The 21809-nt window shown below is 55.5% G+C and carries 20 protein-coding genes; 4 read left to right on the top strand and 16 right to left on the bottom strand.

What is annotated here, in order from left to right:
* Positions 1 to 15: 15 nt before the first annotated feature.
* From SERS4_RS0109765 to SERS4_RS0109755, 3 genes are read left to right on the top strand one after another with little or no spacing between them, the layout of a single operon-like run.
* A complete protein-coding gene (locus SERS4_RS0109765) occupies positions 16 to 576 on the top strand; it encodes a sugar dehydrogenase complex small subunit (protein WP_017892343.1) in 561 nt (186 codons plus the stop codon).
* A 15-nt stretch (positions 577 to 591) separates the two neighbouring features.
* Positions 592 to 2247, top strand: a complete 1656-nt coding sequence (locus SERS4_RS0109760) for a GMC family oxidoreductase (protein ID WP_017892342.1) — start codon at positions 592 to 594, stop codon at positions 2245 to 2247.
* Positions 2244 to 3653 carry a cytochrome c gene (locus tag SERS4_RS0109755; protein ID WP_017892341.1) on the top strand — a complete coding sequence of 470 codons (1410 nt, stop codon included), beginning with the start codon at positions 2244 to 2246 and terminating at the stop codon, positions 3651 to 3653. The genes SERS4_RS0109760 and SERS4_RS0109755 overlap by 4 nt, the downstream gene beginning before the upstream one ends.
* A gap of 107 nt (positions 3654 to 3760) precedes the next feature.
* On the opposite strand, the gene SERS4_RS0109750 is transcribed toward SERS4_RS0109755, so the two are convergent.
* On the bottom strand, positions 3761 to 3976 hold the full coding sequence (locus tag SERS4_RS0109750) for a hypothetical protein (protein WP_012006231.1): 216 nt from the start codon (positions 3974 to 3976) through the stop codon (positions 3761 to 3763).
* A 462-nt stretch (positions 3977 to 4438) separates the two neighbouring features.
* Here SERS4_RS0109750 and SERS4_RS0109745 point away from each other — a divergent pair, with 462 nt between their 5' ends.
* Entirely contained in the window at positions 4439 to 6433 is a 1995-nt protein-coding gene (locus SERS4_RS0109745; RefSeq protein ID WP_017892340.1) for a choline BCCT transporter BetT, read from the top strand.
* Positions 6434 to 6761: 328 nt separating this feature from the next.
* On the opposite strand, the gene SERS4_RS0109740 is transcribed toward SERS4_RS0109745, so the two are convergent.
* The 15 genes from SERS4_RS0109740 to SERS4_RS0109675 form a co-directional block, all read right to left on the bottom strand.
* Entirely contained in the window at positions 6762 to 8153 is a 1392-nt protein-coding gene (locus SERS4_RS0109740; RefSeq protein ID WP_017892339.1) for a VasL domain-containing protein, read from the bottom strand.
* Positions 8154 to 8215: 62 nt separating this feature from the next.
* On the bottom strand, positions 8216 to 8305 hold the full coding sequence (locus tag SERS4_RS26225) for a DUF1283 domain-containing protein (RefSeq protein ID WP_071593052.1): 90 nt from the start codon (positions 8303 to 8305) through the stop codon (positions 8216 to 8218).
* A 98-nt stretch (positions 8306 to 8403) separates the two neighbouring features.
* Positions 8404 to 8853, bottom strand: a complete 450-nt coding sequence (gene tssE, locus SERS4_RS0109730) for a type VI secretion system baseplate subunit TssE (protein WP_026142299.1) — start codon at positions 8851 to 8853, stop codon at positions 8404 to 8406.
* Complete coding sequence (gene tssJ, locus SERS4_RS0109725; RefSeq protein WP_017892336.1) at positions 8853 to 9398, bottom strand: type VI secretion system lipoprotein TssJ; 546 nt, start codon at positions 9396 to 9398, stop codon at positions 8853 to 8855. Before tssJ ends, tssE begins: the two co-directional genes overlap by 1 nt.
* Complete coding sequence (gene tssG, locus SERS4_RS0109720; protein ID WP_017892335.1) at positions 9376 to 10461, bottom strand: type VI secretion system baseplate subunit TssG; 1086 nt, start codon at positions 10459 to 10461, stop codon at positions 9376 to 9378. The genes tssJ and tssG overlap by 23 nt, the downstream gene beginning before the upstream one ends.
* A complete protein-coding gene (tssF, locus tag SERS4_RS0109715; protein ID WP_017892334.1) occupies positions 10425 to 12179 on the bottom strand; it encodes a type VI secretion system baseplate subunit TssF in 1755 nt (584 codons plus the stop codon). The genes tssG and tssF overlap by 37 nt, the downstream gene beginning before the upstream one ends.
* A 27-nt stretch (positions 12180 to 12206) precedes the next feature.
* Complete coding sequence (gene tssA / locus SERS4_RS0109710; protein ID WP_017892333.1) at positions 12207 to 13799, bottom strand: type VI secretion system protein TssA; 1593 nt, start codon at positions 13797 to 13799, stop codon at positions 12207 to 12209.
* Complete coding sequence (locus SERS4_RS0109705) at positions 13799 to 17278, bottom strand: ImcF-related family protein (RefSeq protein ID WP_017892332.1); 3480 nt, start codon at positions 17276 to 17278, stop codon at positions 13799 to 13801. The genes tssA and SERS4_RS0109705 overlap by 1 nt, the downstream gene beginning before the upstream one ends.
* 43 nt (positions 17279 to 17321) lie before the next feature.
* Positions 17322 to 17516 (bottom strand): hypothetical protein, encoded by a 195-nt coding sequence (locus SERS4_RS27235; protein ID WP_216594073.1) that lies wholly within the window; start codon positions 17514 to 17516, stop codon positions 17322 to 17324.
* An 84-nt stretch (positions 17517 to 17600) separates the two neighbouring features.
* Positions 17601 to 17843: a hypothetical protein gene (locus tag SERS4_RS27230; RefSeq protein WP_017892331.1), complete on the bottom strand. Its 243-nt coding sequence runs from the start codon at positions 17841 to 17843 to the stop codon at positions 17601 to 17603.
* Positions 17844 to 18033: 190 nt separating this feature from the next.
* Entirely contained in the window at positions 18034 to 18438 is a 405-nt protein-coding gene (locus SERS4_RS0109695) for a PAAR domain-containing protein (RefSeq protein WP_017892330.1), read from the bottom strand.
* Positions 18439 to 18612: 174 nt separating this feature from the next.
* A complete protein-coding gene (locus tag SERS4_RS0109690) occupies positions 18613 to 18909 on the bottom strand; it encodes a hypothetical protein (protein ID WP_017892329.1) in 297 nt (98 codons plus the stop codon).
* Between the two features lie 185 nt (positions 18910 to 19094).
* Positions 19095 to 20321 carry a hypothetical protein gene (locus SERS4_RS0109685; RefSeq protein WP_017892328.1) on the bottom strand — a complete coding sequence of 409 codons (1227 nt, stop codon included), beginning with the start codon at positions 20319 to 20321 and terminating at the stop codon, positions 19095 to 19097.
* A 2-nt stretch (positions 20322 to 20323) separates the two neighbouring features.
* On the bottom strand, positions 20324 to 20818 hold the full coding sequence (locus SERS4_RS0109680) for a hypothetical protein (RefSeq protein WP_156816646.1): 495 nt from the start codon (positions 20816 to 20818) through the stop codon (positions 20324 to 20326).
* 4 nt (positions 20819 to 20822) lie between these two features.
* The gene (locus SERS4_RS0109675; protein WP_017892326.1) at positions 20823 to 21800 is read right to left on the bottom strand and encodes a hypothetical protein; all 978 of its coding nucleotides are present in this window, start codon (positions 21798 to 21800) and stop codon (positions 20823 to 20825) included.
* Positions 21801 to 21809: the final 9 nt, after the last annotated feature.

The raw sequence follows: 21809 nt of genomic DNA, 5'->3' as shown, positions 1-21809 counted from the left end.
TTGTGAGAAAAACACATGGAAAATTTGTTATCAGATGATGGTGGGCTACCAGCCAAAAATGGAACCGGTTTCAGTCGACGTGAAGTGCTGCTGGGGCTGGCCTCAACCCTGCTGGCAAGCTCGCTGCTCAGTTATCCTTTCCTCAGCCTGGCTGAACAACAAACTGCCTCAGCCAATCCGCTGCAGTTTGCCCGCTTCTTCAAAATATCCCAGACGTTGACCGAACATAACGATATCGATCAGGGGATGTCTGCGCGTATTTTTACTGCGCTGCATAACCAGAATCCCCAGTTCACTGCACAGGTTGAGCAACTCGGCGGCCTGCTGCAACCGGGCCAGAGCGCCCAACAGCTGCAACAGCAGGCCGTTCAGGCCGGCTTGCAGGATGTGGTCACCGCGATTATCACCGCCTGGTATACCGGCACCGTCGGCCATGGCCAAACGGCGCAGCTGATTGCCTACAAAGATGCGTTGATGTATCGCCCCGCCAGCGACGCGCTAATCGTTCCCACTTACTGCGGCAATGGACCGCTGTGGTGGACCGCAGCCCCGCCTGCCGTCAATGTTTCCTTGTGATCTAAGAGCCTTCTGATGAAAAAACCTGTATTTACCGCCGATGGCAACGCCTCGGCCGATATTGTGATCGTGGGCTCCGGCATCGTCGGCGGCATGATGGCCGATCAATTGGTCAGCCAGGGTTATTCTGTGCTGGTGCTGGAAGCGGGCCTGCGCATCGAACGCGGCCAGGCGGTAGAGAACTGGCGCAATATGCCTTTTGACAACCGCGCCGGCTCAGATTACCAGGGGCTTTACCCACAATCTGAATTCGCCACCGCGCCGCTCTATTTCCCGGAAAACAACTATGTTGCGCTGAGCGGCCCGAGCGCCGGCAGTTTCAAGCAGGGTTATCTGCGCACCGTCGGCGGCACCACCTGGCACTGGGCCGCCTCCTGCTGGCGCCACCTGCCCAGTGATTTCCAAATGAAAACGCTGTACGGCGTGGGCCGCGACTGGCCGATTTCCTACGACGAGCTGGAACCCTACTATTGCCGGGCCGAAGAAGAAATTGGCGTCGCCGGCCCCAACGATCCGCAACAGCAGTCCCCGGTTGAGCGCAGCAAACCTTACCCGATGGATATGGTGCCCTGGGCTCACGGCGACATCCGCTTTGCCGAGGTGGTAAACCCGCATGGTTACCGCTCCGTTCCCATCCCACAGGGGCGCAGTATCCATCCGTGGAAAGGCCGTCCGACCTGCTGCGGTAACAACAACTGCCAACCCATTTGCCCGATAGGCGCCATGTACAACGGCATTCATCATATTGAACGTGCTGAAATGAAAGGTGCGGTGGTGCTGGCCGAAGCGGTGGTCTACAAGATCGACACCGATGAGCAAAATCAGGTGACGGCAGTCCATTGGCTGGACAACAAAAAACAATCCCACCGGGCCACGGCCAAAGCTTTTGCGTTAGCCTGTAACGGCATAGAAACCCCGCGCCTGCTGCTGATGGCGGCTAATGAGCGCAATCCCAACGGTATCGCCAACGCTTCCGATCAGGTGGGCCGCAATATGATGGACCATTCGGGCTTTCACTGTACCTTCCTGGCGAAAGAACCGCTGTGGCTGGGGCGTGGCCCGGCACAAAGCAGTTGTCTGGTTGGCCCGCGTGACGGTGAGTTTCGCAAAGACTACTCGGCCAACAAAATGATCCTCAACAATATCAACCGGGTGGTACCGGCTACCCAGCAAGCGTTGGAAAAAGGCCTGGTCGGCAAAGAGTTGGACGCCGAAATCCGCCGACGCGCCGCCTATGGCGTCGATTTATCCATCAGCCTGGAACCGTTACCAGACCCCAACAACCGCCTGACCCTGAGTAAAACCCGGAAAGATGCTCATGGCCTGCCTTGCCCGGACATCCACTACGACGTCGGCGACTATGTGCGTAAGGGCGCAGAGGCCGCGCATAAACAGTTGGAGCACATCGGCCAACTGTTTGATGCCGATGAATTCAATATCACCACCAGCCTGAACGCCAATAACCATATTATGGGTGGCACCATCATGGGCCACAGCCCCGAAGACTCGGTGGTAGACGGCAATTGCCGTACTCATGACCATGCCAACCTTTGGTTGCCGGGCGGCGGTGCCATTCCTTCCGCCAGCGTGGTGAACAGTACCCTGACCATGGCCGCATTGGGCATCAAGGCCGCCGATGACATTGCGCGCCAGCTGGCGGTGAAATCATGAAAAAACAGCTAAAGCTGACGCTTTTGTCCCTGCTGTTACTCGGCAGTAGCGCCGCACAGGCGACAGACGACGGTGATTTAAGCGGTGCGGCGTTGATTAAAAAAGGCGAGCAGGTTGCCATCGCCTCCGACTGTCAGGCATGCCATACCAAACCGGAGGGCGGTGCGCCGTTTGCCGGCGGTTATGGCATCAGTTCCCCCATGGGAATGATTTACGCCACCAACATCACCCCGTCCAACGTCGAGGGTATCGGCAGTTACAGCGAAGAGCAGTTTGCCCGCGCGGTCAGGGACGGTATCCGTGCCGACGGCACCCACCTCTACCCCGCCATGCCCTATACCTCTTATACCCGCTTGAGCGACGCGGACATCAAAGCGCTGTATGCCTACTTTATGCACGCGGTGAAACCGGTCGATCAGAAAAATACGCTGACCGATCTGCCGTTTCCGTTCAATCTGCGCTTTAGCATGGCGGCCTGGAATCTGCTGTTTCTGAAAGAGGGGCGCTTTGCGCCAGACGCCGGCAAAAGCGAACAATGGAATCGGGGCGCCTATCTGGTCAATGGTCCTGGACACTGCGATACCTGCCACACCCCGCGCAATCTGCTGATGGCTGAAGACGATAGTCAGCCCTTGGCGGGCGGTATGGTCGGCAGTTGGTATGCGCCCAACATCACCTCCGACCCAATCAGCGGTATTGGTGGCTGGAGCCAGCAGCAATTGGTGCAGTACTTGAAAACCGGCCAGGTGGCCGGTAAGAACCAGGCCGCTGGGGGCATGGCGGAAGCGATCGAAAACAGCCTGCAGTACTTTTCCGATGAGGATTTATCGGCCATCGCCGTTTACCTGAAAAGCACTGCCCCGATCAGGGACCGCCATGACAGCCAGGCGGCCGACAGCTATGGCAAGCCGGCAAACGTTGAGCCTCAGTTGCGCGGGCTACACCCTGCCACGGCCAATAACACTCTGACCGATGGCGCCGCGCTGTTTAGCGGCAACTGCGCCAGTTGCCACCAGCCGGACGGTAGCGGCAGTAAAAATCAGGCTTACCCTTCGCTGTTCAATAACACGGCCACCGGTTCAGGTAACCCGGCCAACCTGATCTCGGCGATTCTGTTCGGCGTTGAACGAAGGGTCGGCGGTGAACACGTGCTGATGCCGAACTTTGGCCCCCAGTCGTATGTTAATCCTCTAAACGACCAGCAGATTGCCGCTATCAGCAATTATGTCCTGCAGCAGTATGGCAATCCTGCGGTTAAGGTCAGCGCCACGGACGTCGCCGTATTGCGGCAAGGTGGCCCTATCCCGCTGCTGGCACGGTTACAGCCTTATATGGCTCCGGCAATCGGCTTGGCGGTACTGGCCTTGCTCATCCTGGTCTGGCTGGTAGGGAGAAAACGGCGTTAAATGCTGTGACTGCAGGCTGGGGAGCTATCCCCGGCTTGCAGGTTTGGCCGCAAGCCACGCAGGGATAGTTTTTGCCTTCATCCTGAGGAATTCGGCATGGGTCGCTTTTACTGAGTTTGATTTTCCACACGGGTGATACCGTGTTTCTTCATCACTTCTTCCATGGTCAGATTTTCATCATCCGGCGTTTCGTCAATGACAACATCTTGCGGACGAACATAAGGTTTGGTGGCACGTTTGAACATCCACCACCAAACGAACACCAGAAACGCACCGGACTTCAGAAAGATCATGGTCCACAATGCTATTTGATACCAGGTCATCTCTATCTCCATGAAAGAGTTAAACGCGATCGCGTCGCTCTATTTTACCCTCTGTATGACTCTGATCAAGCGCCAACGGCACATCCCTCTGGTTCAAGCCGCTGTTATAGGGGTTTCTCTCATGAACTGCTCTACCCAGCCGCTAAAAGGCTCTTTCCTACCACTGACGCCCGGCAGCCGCAGTCTGCGGTGGTATTGAAGTACATACAGGCATTACTCGGCCAAGCTGTCTTTTCTCTTCGAAAAGAGTGAATTGTCTTTTCTGAGCGCCCTCTTTTCATATAGCGAAAACATCTAATAAAACCACTTAAAATAGCCGTTTTAACCAAAAAATGTTAATTAGCTCGTTTTTTCGCTATACTCGCCGAGTTAAATTTCTCGGGCAGCCGTTCGCCCACTTTTTATGGAGCTGTTTTAAAGGATTAACCCCCATTCCCTAACGGACTAGCTAGAAGGTATTCTATGAGCCAAAACGACACTGAAATTGTGGCACGTCGTAGCCATATCAATCCTCCGGTATTTTTTATTTCTGCCGCTTTAATCATCGTCCTGGTGGCCTTTGCCGCCCTTTACCCCGAGTTGGCCGATCGCAAATTCAAAGCGCTGCAACTGGGTATTTTCACTAACGCCAGCTGGTTTTATATTCTGGCGGTGGCATTGATCCTGATGAGCGTGACCTATCTGGGTTTGTCGCGTTACGGCAATATCAAGCTCGGCCCGGATCACGCCCAGCCAGACTTTAGCTATGTATCCTGGTTCGCCATGCTGTTTTCCGCCGGGATGGGCATTGGCCTGATGTTCTTTGGCGTAGCCGAACCCGTAATGCATTACCTTTCTCCCCCAGTCGGAACGCCGGAAACAGTGGAAGCGGCTAAACAGGCCATGCGCCTAACCTTCTTCCACTGGGGCCTGCACGCCTGGGCAATCTACGCCATCGTGGCGTTGATCCTGGCCTTCTTCAGCTATCGCCACGGCCTACCGCTGACGCTGCGTTCCGCGCTGTATCCGATTATCGGCGATCGCATCTATGGGCCAATTGGCCACGCGGTAGATATTTTTGCGGTGATAGGTACCGTGTTCGGTGTCGCAACCTCGCTGGGCTACGGTGTGTTGCAGGTTAACGCCGGTCTTAACCACCTGTTTGGCTTGCCGATCAACGCAACGGTGCAGGTGATTCTGATCGTGGTGATCACCGGGTTGGCTACGCTGTCAGTGGTTTCCGGGCTGGATAAAGGCATCCGCATTCTGTCCGAATTAAACCTCGGCCTGGCGGTGTTGCTGCTGGTGCTGGTAGCTGCGCTCGGCCCGACCGTGCTGCTGTTAAAATCCTTTGTCGAGAATACCGGCGGTTATCTCTCTGACATCGTCAGCAAGACCTTTAACCTGTATGCCTATGAGCCGAAGTCCAGTAACTGGCTGGGCGGTTGGACACTGCTGTATTGGGGCTGGTGGTTGTCATGGTCGCCTTTCGTCGGCATGTTTATCGCCCGCGTTTCACGCGGACGTACCATCCGTGAATTCGTTACCGGCGTGCTGTTCGTCCCTGCCGGCTTTACGCTACTGTGGATGACCGTGTTCGGTAACAGTGCCATTAATCTGATCATGGCCGAAGGTGCGCGCGATCTGGCTAACACGGTGCAAAATGACGTAGCACTGGCACTGTTCAACTTCCTGGAACACTTCCCGTTTTCTAATATTCTGTCGTTTATCGCGATGGCCATGGTGGTAGTGTTCTTCGTCACTTCCGCGGATTCGGGGGCGATGGTGGTAGATACCCTGGCTTCCGGGGGTACCGACCAAACTCCGGTCTGGCAGCGGATTTTCTGGGCAGGCATGATGGGCCTGGTCGCCATTGCCTTGCTGCTCGCCGGTGGGCTGAGCGCGCTGCAAACCGTGACCATCGCCAGTGCCTTACCGTTCTCGATGATCTTGCTGGTATCGATCTACGGGCTGTTAAAAGCCTTGCGTATCGACGCCCACAAACGCGATAGCCAGACGACGACCACGATTGCACCGACTGCCGCACGCAATCCGATCTCTTGGCAACGGCGTTTACGCAATATTGCCTATTTCCCTAAACGCTCACAGGTCAAACGCTTTGTCGGTGAAGTGGTTCAGCCGGCGATGGCGCTGGTGGAAGCCGAATTGGCCAAACAGAACACCACCTCCTCGATTGACGATTCACAGGACGATCGCATCCGTTTCGAAGTCGATTTGGGTGAAGACCTGAACTTTGTCTATGAGGTTCGCCTGCGGGCCTACATTCAACCGGCCTTTGCGCTGGCGGGCTTGAAAGACGAAGAGCGTGATGAGGAACATAAGTACTACCGGGGTGAAGTCCACCTGAAGGAAGGGGGCCAGGATTACGATGTGATGGGCTGGACGCAAGAACAGATCATTCACGATATTCTCGACCAGTACGAGAAACACCTGCACTTCCTGCACCTGGTCCGCTAGTAGCCTGCGCTACTATTCTATTCAGCCGCCCCATCCGGGGCGGTTTAGGTTGCTGACAAAGCAGGAAAAAGCGTGGTTTTTCCTGCTTTGTGGTGATCAGCCGAAAATCAATGAATTGATTTTCCTTATTTTTTATTTATCGACCTCTACTCGCTCTATTCAGGAATGAGTTTGTCATCAGTCTGAACCGCCCCATCCGGGGCGGTTTTTGCTTCCAGTAAATCCCTGGCATGTGGTTCACTGTTATCGGGTTTGATGCCCCGCAGCCACTTTCAGAGGCTATAATTACGATAATAAACGGAATTTATTGCAATTTTTAGCACCGTTTTTATTTTGATGCTTTCAGTTTTATTTCAGCATAACGGGCGGTCAGCTGCTTCAGATGCACTTCCAGTTGGGCCCTGCCAGCAACAGGTAAAGGTTCTCCCGCAGGGTTTGCTGACAATGCTCGCAGTTGCTCTTCTGCCGGTATGGATTGGTTAAATGACTGCATGGTTGAAAATACCACTGATTTCAGCTCACTGACCGTCATGTATTTCCCCTTCTGCTCATCCAGCCCGCTCAGCCGGTCACTCAGTTGCTGTAGCTTCGTCATCCCTTGATGCCAGCCATTCAGGTTTTCTGTCGGTATGCCGGCAGCGTTCAACTGCCGTTGCCACTGTTGTACCAGAGGTTTAGCCTGCTCCGGCCAAAGCGCCTGAGCCTGTTCTACGAGCTGCCGACTGTAGGCAATATTCCAGTCAGGAGGCAATTTATCCAGCCGGGCAAGCTGCTGTTGTGTTTGTGCAATTCCAGTTTGTGGCAACGGAGATTGCTGACGCAACATATCCAACTGCTCAGGCGTGAGTATTGTGGGTAACGGTGCCAGAGATGCAGCAAACTGAGTCTGTAGCGGGTTCGAACGGTGTAAAACATGCCAACCCCACACCGTTGCCGCACTTATCACCAGCATGGAACACATCCCGGCGGCAAAGAAATACCACTTTTTTGCCGGAACCGGCACCGCTGCCAGTACTTCCACATTCGCCTGGTGTTCTGGTTGCGTTACGTACACCCATTTCACTGGACTGGCTGGTACGTCTTTCTCTGCAACCGGAATAGCAGAGTGGGCTTCAGATGATATTCCTGAATCATTCATTGTCGCAGCAGGCAGCACGCTACCGGGCTGAATAACAACGCCGGAACCTGATGCACCGTCACTGTTTTCCAGCCGAACGGCACTGTTATGCATCAGGGTACGCAAGGTATCGAACTGGCTCAAATGTTTGAGCTCCAGGCGCTGTAATATCGCCCCCAGGCTGGCAAGCTGCTGTTCTGCAAGATAAAGCTGGCTAAGGTCACTGTAATTCAGGGGGAGAGTACGCATCAGTTGTTGTATACGCTGGCTCAGACCGCTGAGGATTTCCATCCGCGCATGTACCGGCTGCGGCCAGAGCGCCCCCCACTGGTGGCTGATCAGGGCTTCCAGGATGGATAATCCTTCATTCAGACCAAACAGCCCGGCCAATTGCGTACGGGCCAATGTGTACCAGGCTGCCGTCTGTAGCTCCACGCCATTTTGTTCAAACAGCGAAAGACAGAGTTTTTCAGCATAACGCCAGTTCACATCCGGACGCGCCGGATGTGACAGTTTGCTCAGCTCATCGCGCAGGGCAGCATAATCCGGCAATGTTCGCGGATCGTTGCCGGTTTTAATTTTACGGGAGGGAATGTCATTCATGACCAGATATCCATTTGATCTGCATACAGAATTGGAGAGTTACCATATCGTTTTGCCCTCTTTCAGGGGGTAATCAGTTCTCTCCCCGTGCTTCTGTCCAGGCACCGCTTGGTAACAGCCTCCCAATAGGCATTGAAATTTTTGCTGTTGATACATGCAGAGCAACAGCGACAGCTTAAGGCCGGTTTGCAGTTTCATTTGGAATATCCCTATAAGTTAAAAGGCGCTGACCTCTTCTGTTTTCTTGAGTTTACGGCGAATTATCAAGATACTGCTGTTGTTTCAGATGGCGTAACACCACCCGCCCCTCAGGCATAAATTCGGTGCCATAGCGCACCAGACCTATGCCCTTCAGCTCTGCATCAATGGCGTAACGCAGTTCACCGGGCTGAGCCTGTTCCAGTATCACCACGGCAACGTTTTTCAGGCGGGGTTCATATTTCAGCAAAACGGATGTCAGCGTGCCCATCAGTTGATGTGAGGTACCCGGCATCCCCTGCAGGATTTTCGCCATATCAGGCAGGCCGTAATCGGGTAAATGAGCCAGCGTCCCGGCGCGACAGTTGAGGATGCGCTGCATATTGTCCAGCACCGACAAAATGAACTGATTTTCTTCGCTAACCTGATGGAGGCCGAGGCCGCCGGCGAAATTGCCGACCAGCATTTCATACAACGACGGGGGATTATGTCCCTGAGGCATTAATCGTCCTTAGCGGGTAGCAATGTCAGATAGTTATTCCCGGCCTCCAGGATGCGCGGCTTATCCGGGTCCAGCTCTTCACGCTCAATCACCCGCCTCCAGGTGTTATTAACCAAATCCGGATGACGGAACAGCCCCGCGACCGCCACAAACTTCGCATCGGCTTCCATGGGCATATTGAGGCTGGCATCGCCGCCCGGCTTCACCACCACATCGCGGGTGGCCAGCAAATCGGTTTTCAGGAGGGTGTCGCCGTCTTTCAGCAGTTGCTGATACACCGTCTTGTCGAAGGTTTTGCGGTCTTTCAGCTGGTAAACGCGCACCACAACCGGCTCAGACAGCGAATTGCTCTCTCGGGCATCGGTATTGAGCGCCTCGCGCGCGGTAAAATCCAGATGCAGGATTTTAATCTTCTTGTAAAAAACGGCGGTGAAGGCCGACTTTGTGCCGTCCGTGACGCTCTGCGTCACCCCACAGCCCGTCAGGCTGAACGCCAGCAGCGCGAGCTGCCAGCGTGCGGTTTTAGTCAAATTGGTAGGTAACACGTCGGTTTCCTTGTTGTGGTGTGGCGGGCTTCATGCCGTGGTAATAGCCCAGATCCGTCGTAAAGGTCTGCGGGATGTCGTCCGGGAGCAGGTCCCCTTCCGCGCCCAACACAGCATTCATCCCCAGCCAGAAAGGGCCATCACCCAGCGGCGGGACGGTCAGCAGGCGGGTACTGACTCTGAGCTGGATTTTTGCCTTAAACCGCCAGCCCAGATAGACCCGCAGCATCACCAGCAAATCCTGATACAGCAGACCATCCGGCTTCCAGCCCTGCGCTTCCTGCTCGTTATCCGTTGAAAGCACAATCAGCAACTGGCTGTTGGCATCCATAGCTTCATCACCGAGCGGCGTGTTGCCATCCAGCAGAAAGTCCTCATCACCGTAAAATCCCAGCGGCTGACTGATTTCCACCGGCCGCAGGCAATACGGACTGACCTGCACCGCCGTATCCGGTGCCAGCAGGCTCACCAGCGCCTGCATCCCTTCCTGGGTTTTGCCGGGCTGACGCAACACGCCCAGCAGCGCCAGAAAGCGTGACACCGGCGTGGCGATGTGATTTGCCGTCCCCGGAATACCCAGCCCCACCAGGCCCAACAGCGATTGCGAAATGCTGTCGGTTCCGCCGGGTTCGAACGCGGCCGGGTAAGAATGCTTTCGCCAGATGCGATAAAACTGCGTCAGGATGCGATGGCTGAAGATATCCAGAAAGCCTTGCAGCGCTTCGTGCCCTTCCCGGCGCTGGGTGATGTCATCGAGATAGGCCGTCGGCAACGGTGAGTCGACACCGTACATCCCCATAAAGGTGGTGCGGATGAGCGGTGGCTTACTGTCGTCGTTCTCGTCATATTCAACGGCTTTCAGTTCACTGACCGGAAATCCCATCCCCGGATGCGGCGCAAATCGCACCGGGTCATCCGCGGGATGACTGGTTGAACCCATCAGCGGTCTGCCCGGATTACGCTTCTCCAGCAGTTGGCATAAACGGTAAAAGTTAATGCGGTGAAGGTCGGCTTCCAGCCGCGGGGTCAGCCGGGAATGCGGCGGTTGTGCTTCTCTTCCCATTCCAGACGTTCTCCGGTCGGTTGCAGAATGATAATCAGGCGGTTAAACAGGTAAATATCGGTATAGAGGGCAAAAAAGCGGCTCAGCATCTCGCCGAACAGGCAGATATCACCCCGCCCGGCAAAACCGTGGCTGTCGAGGGTCACTTCAATCTGCACGCCGCGCACCAGATAGCCCTGCTCGAAGCGCTCGGTTTCGCTGTGCTTCACGTCGATGATGGCCTCCAGGCGACGGCGGTTCATCTCGCTGTCCGTCCACTCATACAGCGCCAGAGTACCGCGCAGCACGTCGGCGTTATCCATCATCGAGAGGAACCCGCTGCCGAGGTGGCTCAGCACGCGCCAGTGAAACCGGTCCTGCGCCGGTGGGTAACAGGGAAGCGTTGGCGCACACAGGTTGCGCACGGCGATGCTGGTCGAGGTGGTTTTCATCACCGTATCAAGCACGGTACTTTGCAACGTACGTCGTGGCAGCTGGCCGTTGGTGCCGGTGAGCGTCAGCGACAGGCTTTCATCTTCCGGCACAGTGTGATGGTCAAAGGCTTCGCCACCGAGGATCAGCCAGGTGTTATGCAACCCCGAAGGGCCACGGCGTACGCGGGTGTGGTAGTAATATTCCGGCGCTTGGTGGCGCATCATTCCGCCTTTGTGGCGAAAACTGGAGAACGGCACATAGGTATGCTGACTGGATGACGTCACCGAATCCACGGCGTAAATCTCGGTGTGGCCGTCCTGCACGCGCATCGGGCGCAGCATGTATTCTGTTTGCAGGGAGTTCAGCGCCAGCGGATCAGACTCCAGCGGGAAGAGGTTGATAACCGGCACGCAGTTAAGGCGCAGATGCTTTTCGGTAAAGCTGAAGTCATGTTCCCAACGTTCAGCCAGCACCACATCGATTTCAAACCAGGGGAGCGCAGCCGGAAAGGCGACGCTCTCCAGCCCTCGCAGGCCGGTGAACATGAATTTCTCGCGGAAGGTGAAGTACTCCAGCAGCAGTTGATAGCCACTGAAACTGCTACTGCCTTTTGGCCATAAGGCATCGTCATCGCCAAAGCCCTGCGCGGTGAAATGCCCATCCAGCGGTCTTCTGTCTATATCGCCCGGCATCCGCAGCCACATCCGGGCCACATTCAGGGTAAAGGCTGCGTGCATAGCGCAGGCCAGCGGCGCATCGGCGTTGAAGTAAAGTGAAATACTGCTGAGATCGATACGGCTCCAGTCTGCCAAATTACTGCAATTAAAACGCAGTGTGACAACCGAACGACCATCCGCGTCGGTGGTCAGTCTGGCCTGCTCCAACGACAGCGGCTGAAGGTTGAGCTCTTGGGTGGTGGTGTAACGGCAGCGCGTCCCTTTTTCGCCAATCGGACGCGACAACACCTCGAAACCTTTGGCGATCCGCATCTGCTCTTTCATTTCGCGCCAGTCCGGCGTGAATTCGACCACGGACATGGAAGGAATGGTGCGCAGGTAATGCGGCCACAGCAGGCTGACCAGCCCTTCGGTCAGCTCCGGCAAATCGTCGTCCAGCTTTTCGCGAAGCCGGCCCATCAGGAAGGCAAAGCCCTCGAACAGGCGCTCCACATAGGGGTCGCGTGCGCCAGATTTATCGAGGTTCAGCATCGCCGCCTGCTCAGGATGAGCGCGCGCAAACTCTTCACCAGCTTCCAGCAGGTAGCGCATTTCGGCGTCGTAATAACGCAGGGTTAAGTCGTCCATAGAGTTATCATCTTTTTGTTCGGTGTGTTAACCACACAGCACTGCGGCGCGTGCCGGATCGAGAGAAATCAACCCGGAGAGCAATATGTCCATCTCAGGCTGCAGACGGGTTTTATCCGCCTCACTGCGCCCGGCCTTGCCACGCAGCAGTTTGAGTCTGCGAGCTTTGACCTCAAACATCAGCTTTGGCACCCATTGTTCAAGCGTCAGCTCTCGGGCACTGACATCGAGTTCACCCAGCAGGTGCAGCGCCATTTCGTTTTTACCGTACTGCTCGCTCACCCGAGCCATCAGTAAGCGCATCAGCCATCGATCGCGGGAAGAGGTGTAACCCGGCTGAACCTGCAACCAGCTGAGCGCGGCTTCAATGCCTTCACTGTCTGCTTTCGCCAGGACCTCAGGTTCCAGCATCAGTACATCATCACTGTTGCTCGCCGTTGCCGTCACCGGTTCATCCTTCCAGCCCGGCATATCATCCAGCACGTTTTCTTTAATCCAGTTTAGGGTCACTTCATCAGCGAAAGGCGTGCCGTCATTGAAGGCCAGCGCTTCCAATCCCGGAAGGCGGGCCAGCAGCCCTTCCAGGCCACGGCAGAGGATGTCGGCACGCACGCTGTCGTTATCCAGCTTGACCAACGCCTGCCAGGCGTACCACTGCACATCCAGCCACAGATGGTTAACCCCCTGCGCCAGCAGGGTATCCGTATGCTCCAACAGCTCAGACCAGCTTTTTTGCAGGTACAGACGTTTGAGATGTGCCCTGTTATCTGGCTTGGGGGGAACCAGCCGGGTGCGCCCGGAGGCGTCCAGCGGCGGCAACTCCGTCAGCGTGTCCCAGCGCACACTTTTCAGCAGATGATGTCCGGCCAGCCAGCCACCGGGCTGATCGCGGAGATATTTCGCCAGCACTTTGGCCTGATCGAGCAAATCACGTCCTGACGTGACGGCGCTCATCACCGGCGCCGATAATGCTGGCCCCTTAGTAGCGGTTTCTTCACGACTGGTTTGCGGCACCAGACTGTTAGCGCCACCGCTCTGCACCAGCCGGTTATCCAGCGCCTGATGCAGCCCTGCCAAATCCGGACGAGCGTCCTCAGCAAACGTTTGGAGTGCCTGATCGGCCAATAACAACGCCGCCGTGATGCGTTGCATGACGGCCATATCCACTTCCGGGTACAAAGACAGGCTGTCTGTCACGCGGCTACTGCCAAGCCACTCCAGGGCAGATTTGCGGCTGCGCTCACGCCGAGGATGCAATCGGGTTCCGAACTGCGCCAGCATTGCCGCCAGCAGCTCAAGCCCCTGAGCAAGCCCGGACTCGCCATCCTGATGCAGACGCGCCCAAATGTAGAAGGTGATGACACGCAGATCCTTGCAGGTGCCGGTCAATAGCCTTTCCGCCAGTTGGCAAATCAACCCGGTATCAATCCCCGAGAGCTTGTTGACCTCTTCGCGAATACGCTGGAAATCATCGTCATAGCCCGGGTCTTCTCCGGTCGGTTCATTGTCATTGATGGGTGTCAGCCAGCGTTCCCAGTCAGCGCTACGTTCCCTTGCCATCGCCAGTAAGGCATTTTCATCTGCCCCACAGGCGCGGAGTATGTTCTGTAGTGCGCCCATTATTCCATCCCCTCCATGGCTGAATTCTCTGTGCCGGTCAGCGCCTGTGCAGTGGCGGCATCCACGCTGAATATCTGCTCAGGAAGCCTGAAACCGCGTAACGCCAGCAACGCCAGCGGCCCTTTGCCCAGTTGGGAACGCAGAACCCACTGCAGCGTGCGACCATCCGGAGCGGTAAAACTCATCATCCACTGGCTGCGGTCAAGCTGTTTCCGCTTGCCCTGTTCCAGCCAGCGAATGAAGCCCCAGGTGCCACTGTAATCCCCGAACAGACGTGTACCGGCGCTGGTTGAAGTCCAGGTCAGCATCGCACCGGGCTTGAAGGTATCCCCCGGCCAGCGGAAGGACTGCCAGTCGGCCATCTGGTTGAAGTAATGCAACTGCTGCCCGTCAATCGTTAGCTGGGTTTCCACCACCTGCGGTACCGGGCGGGCCTGTAATTCGAAGCTGATGCCCTGACTGCCGTCGGTAAACAGAATGTCGGATAACTGGCTCAACTGATTTAACGCTTTCAGAAACGCCGGGTTAAACGTCAGCCCCTGGCTGTTAGTACGGTTCGGCACCCAGCGGCTGCCTTCTTTATGCAACACACCGCTGAGTTCAGCGGTCAGGAAACGGTCGATACGCCCAGTGTCCTTGCGGATAAACTCCGCCAGCATCGGCAGGGAAGCGTCGCTTTTGCTCGCGGCAAACGGGAAGCGCCCCTCAAAGGCGGTATGCCAGTTTGCTACCACTGAACGGCTCCAGCGGGCGTTCAGGCTGGCTGCAGACGGTTGCAGTACGGTTTCCCAGGCCTGCGTCAGCGGCTGCACAAACAGGGTGTTGCCAAAACCGCTCCATTCCTCACCCAGACTGGCCGCCACCAGGCTGCCGTACTGCTGGGTATCGGTCAGATCCACACTTTTGCCCTGGAATACGGTCTGTGCCAGGGTCTGCATCATCTCCTGCGGATCGTTAGCACTCGCCACCTGTTGCAGGCGCAGACGCACACGGGTGATACGGGTGAGGTAGGTTTGCAGGCTCAGCGTGCTGTCGGCCGACATTAGGTTGCTGGCCTGGTTTTTCCCCATCAGGGTTAGCAGCGGCCCGAAGGTGTCATCCAGCGGTCCCTGCGGCCCGGCTGCACGCTGATCGATAACGGGCTTATCCTCACTACCGAGCAGATCTTTTGCCGACTTGATAATGGAATCCGACAGCCCTTCGCGCAGCTCGCCGGCTTGTCCCTGCCAGGCCAACGTATTCATCAGCGCAATCATCGGCGACTGACGCACATCGCTCATCAGTGTCAGTTGGTCAGTCACATCCGCAATGTTGTGCGCCGGATTCAGCCGCAGGCTGTTGAGGAAGTTCAACCAGCTGCCGGCAAAATCAGTGAAATAACGCTGCGTCAGACGCGCTTTCAGCGCTTCCGGAGAAAGGTCGGCAGAAACGGCCTTGCGACTGTCGCTCAACACCCAGTCAATCTCATCCCGGCGCGAGTTTGCCGCTTTCTCGATGGCCTGCTGAATGCCCCCTTCCCAGGCCTGACGGGTGAACATCCCCGGCACCACGTCATCGGTGGAGAACAGACGGCGGGCATCGGTCCCACTGGTCATGTCTTCCAGTGACACATCGGCAAAGTTACGCCGTACCGATTTGAGCATGTTTTCGTAGAGGGTTCCCTCCGCATTACGGCGACCAATCTGCTGCAACAGCACCTGGCGGCTCTGGCTGACCAGCGCCGCATCCGGGGTGATTTTCCACTGCGGCTGTTCCAGCAACCCAGATATAGAGAACGCCCACAAGTCTGGCGCAAGGCTCTGCCACAATCCGGTGGAAATCCCCTGCCGGGTGGGTTGCACCCTTTGCATGGTTTGGGCGTAGAACGCGCCATCCACTTTGTCCGGGCGGGACATCATCAACCAGGCTTTCAGTTGGTCATAACCGGATTTCGCCAGCTGTGCGCGCTGGTCGCTGTTAGGTGCCGAGTTTGTCAGCGCAGTCAGTTTTTGCATCAGGGCAACATTGGCCGGATCGCGGATCAGGCGATCATTCGCCACGCCATACCACGGGAGCAGCGCGCTCAACAGTTGCGGGTTATGATCGAGGCCAAAACGTTGATACCAGGGTGAACCGCCCTGAACATGATGTTGCAAGCGGCCGGCATCGTTACGCAGGTCATGCAGGGCCGTCAGTTGAGAGTCAGAAACTGAAGGATGCTCGACCAGAGAACGGGCTTTGCTCGCTACAGAAGAAATATGACTATAGTTCAGGGCAAAAGAGAGCAGCAGCCCGGCGCCCCAGATACCGAGCGCAGCCATAATGCCCCATGCCAGCGTCTGCTCCCAGGCCATACCGACACGGCGGCCACGTACGCGGGTGCAGTCGTCAACAATACCCTGCCAGGTCACCGGCAGGGTCAGCGCATGAAGTTGTGATTCAGGAACATATTTCTCAGCGTCGGCAAATGCAGCGCCGGCTGTTCCCTCTGACGTATCAGTGGGTTTATTCTCCGGCAGGCTGAACATCAGGCCACGCAGCGGAACGCGCTGCTGGGAGGCAGAGAACCATGGCACCAGTTGCTGAGCCCAACGGGCAATACCGCCGTCTTTAAGGTGCTGGCCCAGGCGCAGCAGGAAGTCGCGGCTGTTGTTCTCAGCGACCTGGCTCACGCCCTGGGCCCGTAGCGCCGGCAGCAGCAGCTCAAGCTGGCGGGTAACATCGTCTGCATTAGCGTGTTGCGGAAAGCTTGCCCCTACCGCCTGTTCAGAGCGCGTCGCCTGCGACCAGTTGCTGTCACACAGTTGCCACAGCCAGACCGGGGTGGAATAGCGCAGCAGTTCGCTGATTTTTTCCAGCCCGCGTAAATCGTTATCGCTTATCTTCGGTACCAGGTTGAGAGACTGAGGTATTACCCGGACAATCCCGTCCAGTGGACGACTCCGGCGCAGTTTGCGCAGGGCGGCGTATTTTCTCTTGTCCGGTTCAGTAATTAGACTACCACCGTAAATCAGAACGGTACGGTCGCTCTCAAGCCACTGACTTTCCTGCAGACCGGGAACCAGTTGTTCGATTGCCGCTTCGTCGCCGGTGACCAACAACAGTCGGGCTTTGCGGCGCCAGAAGAGTGTGTAGCGTCGGCGAAGGTGGGTGCGAATCTGTTGACTGATCGTCACTACAGCAGATACTGGAGTCATCTCTTTCTTTGGTGACACCTTAACATCATCACCCTGCGCATTTTTCCGCTCTTTGCTGAAGCTGCGCTTACCTTCAGCGTGCGCGCCAAAGAACAGAAATATTCCAATCACGGCCAGAGCAATGCCAGCTGCCACAGAACCGCTCAGCCAGGCATACCAGGCAGAAGTATCCCTGATGAGCTGTAATTTTTCAGGATGCCAGTAAACGATACCCGGAACAGCAATACTGCAGACCAGCGCAATTAACACCACAAGCCAGAATACAATTTCCGGTTTCTTAAACAGCGAGAGGAATCGCCTCATGCCTCGCTCTCCTTAGCGGAAGTCTCAAGGGATACAACCATATTCAGCCCTTTCCATGTTTGTGTTCACGGCATACCAGTAAATGGGGTGCCGGTTGTTGTATTGATTGTGTAGCACCTGCCACGGCAAGCCAGAGTGCAGCGTTACCTGCATCCCCCAGAAAATCATTAAAGTTGTGAAGCCCCGTCAACGGGTCAACACTTTCCAGGCCCGCTGCATCAATAGCTTTCATCAACATGGCATACACTTCGGTTTCGGCATCAACCCCACGGAGCCAAAGATGCTCCAGCTTTTAGGCGTTAACCGGTACCCAATCGAGTGCCTACTTTACGGCATAGTGCAGCGAATCCATCTCACCTTCACCAGCTTCCGGTCGATGCAGAAAGGCAAGCAGCGGGATAACGTCCTGCGTCAGGCGGTTCCCCAGCAGCACACCGCTTATCGCCTCCGTCGCCCCTGGCGTATTGGCTGGCGTGTATTGCCACAACACGATCAGAAGTACGGCCTCGCTGCGAATATAATGGTCGAGCCAGTAATCAATAGCCTGTGCGCCGTGACTACTCAAGGCAGAGGCCGCCTGTTGAATGTCTGACTGTTTCCACGCTTCCCGGAAAAGTGCGAATGCTTTCTCTTCAGAGACTTTCCGGTGGCGCACTCATGGCCGTGCTCTGCTGCGTTAGCCGCGTTCGTTTCCTGTCTTCTTCACTGGCAGGCTCGGACATATAAAACGGCATGTCGCCCATGTTCTCCTACGGCTATTCATGCGTACCGGCGTCTGTACAACCCACAGGCCTCAGGCAGTACTTTGCGAATACCGGCGGTCCGACATTGACAGGATTATCCAGATCGGTTGAGTTATTGCCGCCTTTGCTCTGTTGGGGAATAAATTCATAGGTGTCGGTGTATATCGACGGAATAAACTCAGCCCGGCACGGGCAGGTACTTCTGCTGTGCAGCGAACCGGCAATACGGCGGCCATGAATAAAATCGTCAGGTAAGCCCCCCATTATTTTAAAAAGACCTGGATGCTTACCGCAGGTTACGCTGTGCTCCTCGCAGGCCTGCAATCGCCCGAAATGCATATGATCGGGCATTCCTTCTGTGATCACCCCTCCGCAGCTTGTCTTGTCGTCCTGAAACAAAAAGTGTCCAACCGCCATCGCGTTATCCTTACTTGTTTTCCTTTCATGCGTTTCTGCACTTCGTCTGTTATCTGCGCATAACGCCGTTTCCGCTGCCAGCGGACCCATTAAGCCAGTGCGTGCAGTTTCATTTATTCTCGTGTCCGGCTCCGCTTTAAGGTCACCCCGGCAATCAGCACCGAGCCATGGCCTTCAGCCCAGCCGTGATCGCGCAGCTGCGGTGTCAGGGTGTCCACTGTCATCGTCACCAACAACCAGTAGCAAACGGACTTTCAAACGCCAGAAGAAGCTGTAAACGGAGCAGAGATGCTCGCGCACGTCACGGGCGATATTGCGTGAAATCGAGGGAGCCAGCTGTGGCGAACTGATCGATTTCGCTTCTTCATCGGTGGACGCATGGACAAGATGCTGGTCAAAATCACTGAGCCTGCCAAAGCGAGTTTGCAGGAACACCGGCACGGTGAGTGGAATCCCCAGTCCGGTAGCCACAAACAATCCCGTCGGCCAGTGGCCGTGCCAGCCACCAGACCCAGCGCATCAGGATGACGCCAGACAAGCCAGCACAGAAAAAGCGCCCCAGCCATTAAAAACGTGATGAAAATCCAGAGGAATAACCTGCTGTGAAGCAGGCGAAAAATATATTTCACGATTTACGCGCCCTGTTAACCCCGGACTCACGCGAGGGTAATGGCCTGTATCCAGAGTGTCCCAGTGCCACGATCGGCGCTGATAGCCAGTTGTGCGGAGCCAGTCTGCTGCGCAGCAAGTGTCGCCACGGCTGCGGCCAACCACGGGGACACGCAGCCGGTATGTCCTATGATAAGGTCGGTGTTATGACGACCTGCCGGTGACGGTACGCCGGAAAGAAGCGGTAGCGCCATCGCCGGGATAACGGCGGAAGCCTCCTCTCCCGTCAGACCACTGAGCCAGAGGTGTTTAACCTGCCCAGCCTCCAGGGGTACCCAGTCAGCTGCCTGCGCTATGCCTTCGTCGAGCAATTGTGGGCCGGCCCGTTCCGGGCGGTGTAACCACGCCAGCGGCGGTACAGAGTTCTGCGTAAGTCTATTGCCCAGCAGCAACGCTACCATTGCCTCCGCACTTCCCTGACGCATTTCAGGTGCGACCTGAGCAGCAATGACGAGCAGCAGTGATTTGTCGTTGATGCGGTTATCAAGCCACTCATCAATAAACTGCGCACCATGGCCATCAACATATTCAATCCGCTGTGCAATGCCGGCCGCCTTCAGGCTGTCGTGCCAAGCCGGGATGAAACGACGTGGCAAAATAGAGGTGTCAGCCTCAAACAGCACCGCGAGAGTTTGTTTCGGGGAGAACGGTGCGAGTGCGATTGCAACATCAGCCAGCAGCTTCTGAAGCCGGGCCTGAAACACCATTAGATCCTGCTGTTCGGGCTCAAGTGAATCATCACTCTCCTGCCCCTCAGGAGGGGTTGGGAGAAATGTATGTAAACAAAAGTCTTCCCGACCGCGACCGGGCTGGCTTTTGAGTATTGAGGGCCCTTCCATTAACAATGTCACCGGGGTCTGTCCCGGTTCCTCTGGTAACGGAATATCCACGCTTATATGCAGGATCTGGAGCGCCCGGCGGCCCCGGCGGGTTTCCCACAATAATGTTTCTTCACGCCTTCTGTCCCAGCCATCAGCATGATTGTGCTGAAACAGCCAGAACAGCAATCGCAGAACAAACACCAGTAACCAGACCAGCATGATGGCCGCAGGAAAGAGTATCCAAAATTTTGTACCCTCCCCCTGCTGTTCAAATGCCAGACCCACTATTGCAGCCACAACAGCCAGCGCCCCCAGAGCCGAAAACCAGTAGCCGAAACGGATGGGGGCCGGACGCCAAGCGGCGGGGGGAATAATTTTAAGATTTACCGGCATAATCAGGGCATAAAGACCAGTTCAGGTGAAACAGTATTAAGATTCAGTTGCGCGCGGAGGTTGGTAAATTTAGGCGGCACAATCCAGTCAAACGTAACTCCGTCCTTATTCCATGTAATCGATGAGAAATCTTCCAGCTTCTGCCAGCTATTTAATTCCAGTGAACGCCAGCAACTGACAACCATTATACGTTGTACCCTAGTCGCTTTTTTAGCTTCAACCTGGTAAATATCGGCATACATTTCCTGCCCGGCACCGCACTGGGCGGTGGGGTTCCCCGGGCGTGAGGGGAAACCATTAATTAAAAGGAAATACTGTCTGTTACCTACGGTATGCAGCTTCCCGTCACTGTATAGTGATACCAGTTCTTTTTGAGGTGTAATCGTTACACCTTCAATCGCTAACGGTTGCTGGCGGTTAAATATTTCTTTGATTTCTGACGCGGAGGCATTCAATGCTGCGCCAAGAAAAAACACAAGGAGTGAAGTATTTTTCATGTATTTATTGTCCATAAACTTTATCGGCATAACACAATCCTGAATAAACCCATGCATGCTCTGCAGACTGCCCTGCTGAGCCAGAAGCGTAGGTTGGCTGATCACGATTATGTAGCTGTTCTTCAGTCTGACCAGCATTCACGGGGTTATTCCTATTCCAGCCAATATTTCCGGTGGTACTGTCACACAGGTGATTGTATTTACGTACCCAGGCGCTTGTCATGTCATCCCATTTGTAATAGTACCCCCCGTTCCACAAAGCGATTGCTTCCCGCTCTACCATTTCGTCCGTATAGGTTCCGTGCTGGTTGAGATGACGTATTGCCTGCTCACGCTTAGTCTGGAACAGGTCGCGTCCAGCTTTAACATTTTCCTTCCAGCTCCAGGTTGTGGTGTAGTCCGGAGCCGGATTTGTCATTTGAGCCATACCATAACCCTGGTCAAAGGACACAACAGGTTCACCATCACGATTAATAAATTGCTTATTGTAGCTTTCGTGAGCCAGCAGTTTTTCAAGCCCGGATGAGTTTTCAAGGGTATCAATAAAAGCGTGCAGATCTGCAACAGCCGGATTCTGGCCTTTTATTTTAATATTACGCTTAATGGTCAACTCACCAATCTTGACCGCAACAACCAAATCACCCCCCAGTACTTTTCCTTCACCAAAATTTACCGTCCATTTTTTTTCAGTCGAAGAAAACTCACCGGCATCCGAATACGTTCGTAATACGGCGTTTCCCCGAGCTCTTTCCCTCAGACCACTTTTTTTGGCATTCCAACTAATCGCCCAGGACCATTGATAAGGGCCAGTAGCTTCCGTACTGAATTCAAACACAATCTCCGGAATCGTGGCATCAGCATTTAAAGTAAAATCCGCATTATCCGCCGGCGTAATCCAGGTCGTATTCTCCGCGGTGGCAACCACCTGGACGAGGCTGTCCGGGGTGGTATTAGTGGTTCCCGCGTTCTGTGCGTTATCCATTTTTTGGCT

This window comes from Serratia sp. S4 (assembly GCF_000347995.1).
Taxonomy (GTDB): Bacteria; Pseudomonadota; Gammaproteobacteria; order Enterobacterales; family Enterobacteriaceae; genus Serratia; species Serratia quinivorans.
Note: the sequence above shows the minus strand (reverse complement) of the source record. Positions and strands in the feature narration are given on the sequence as shown.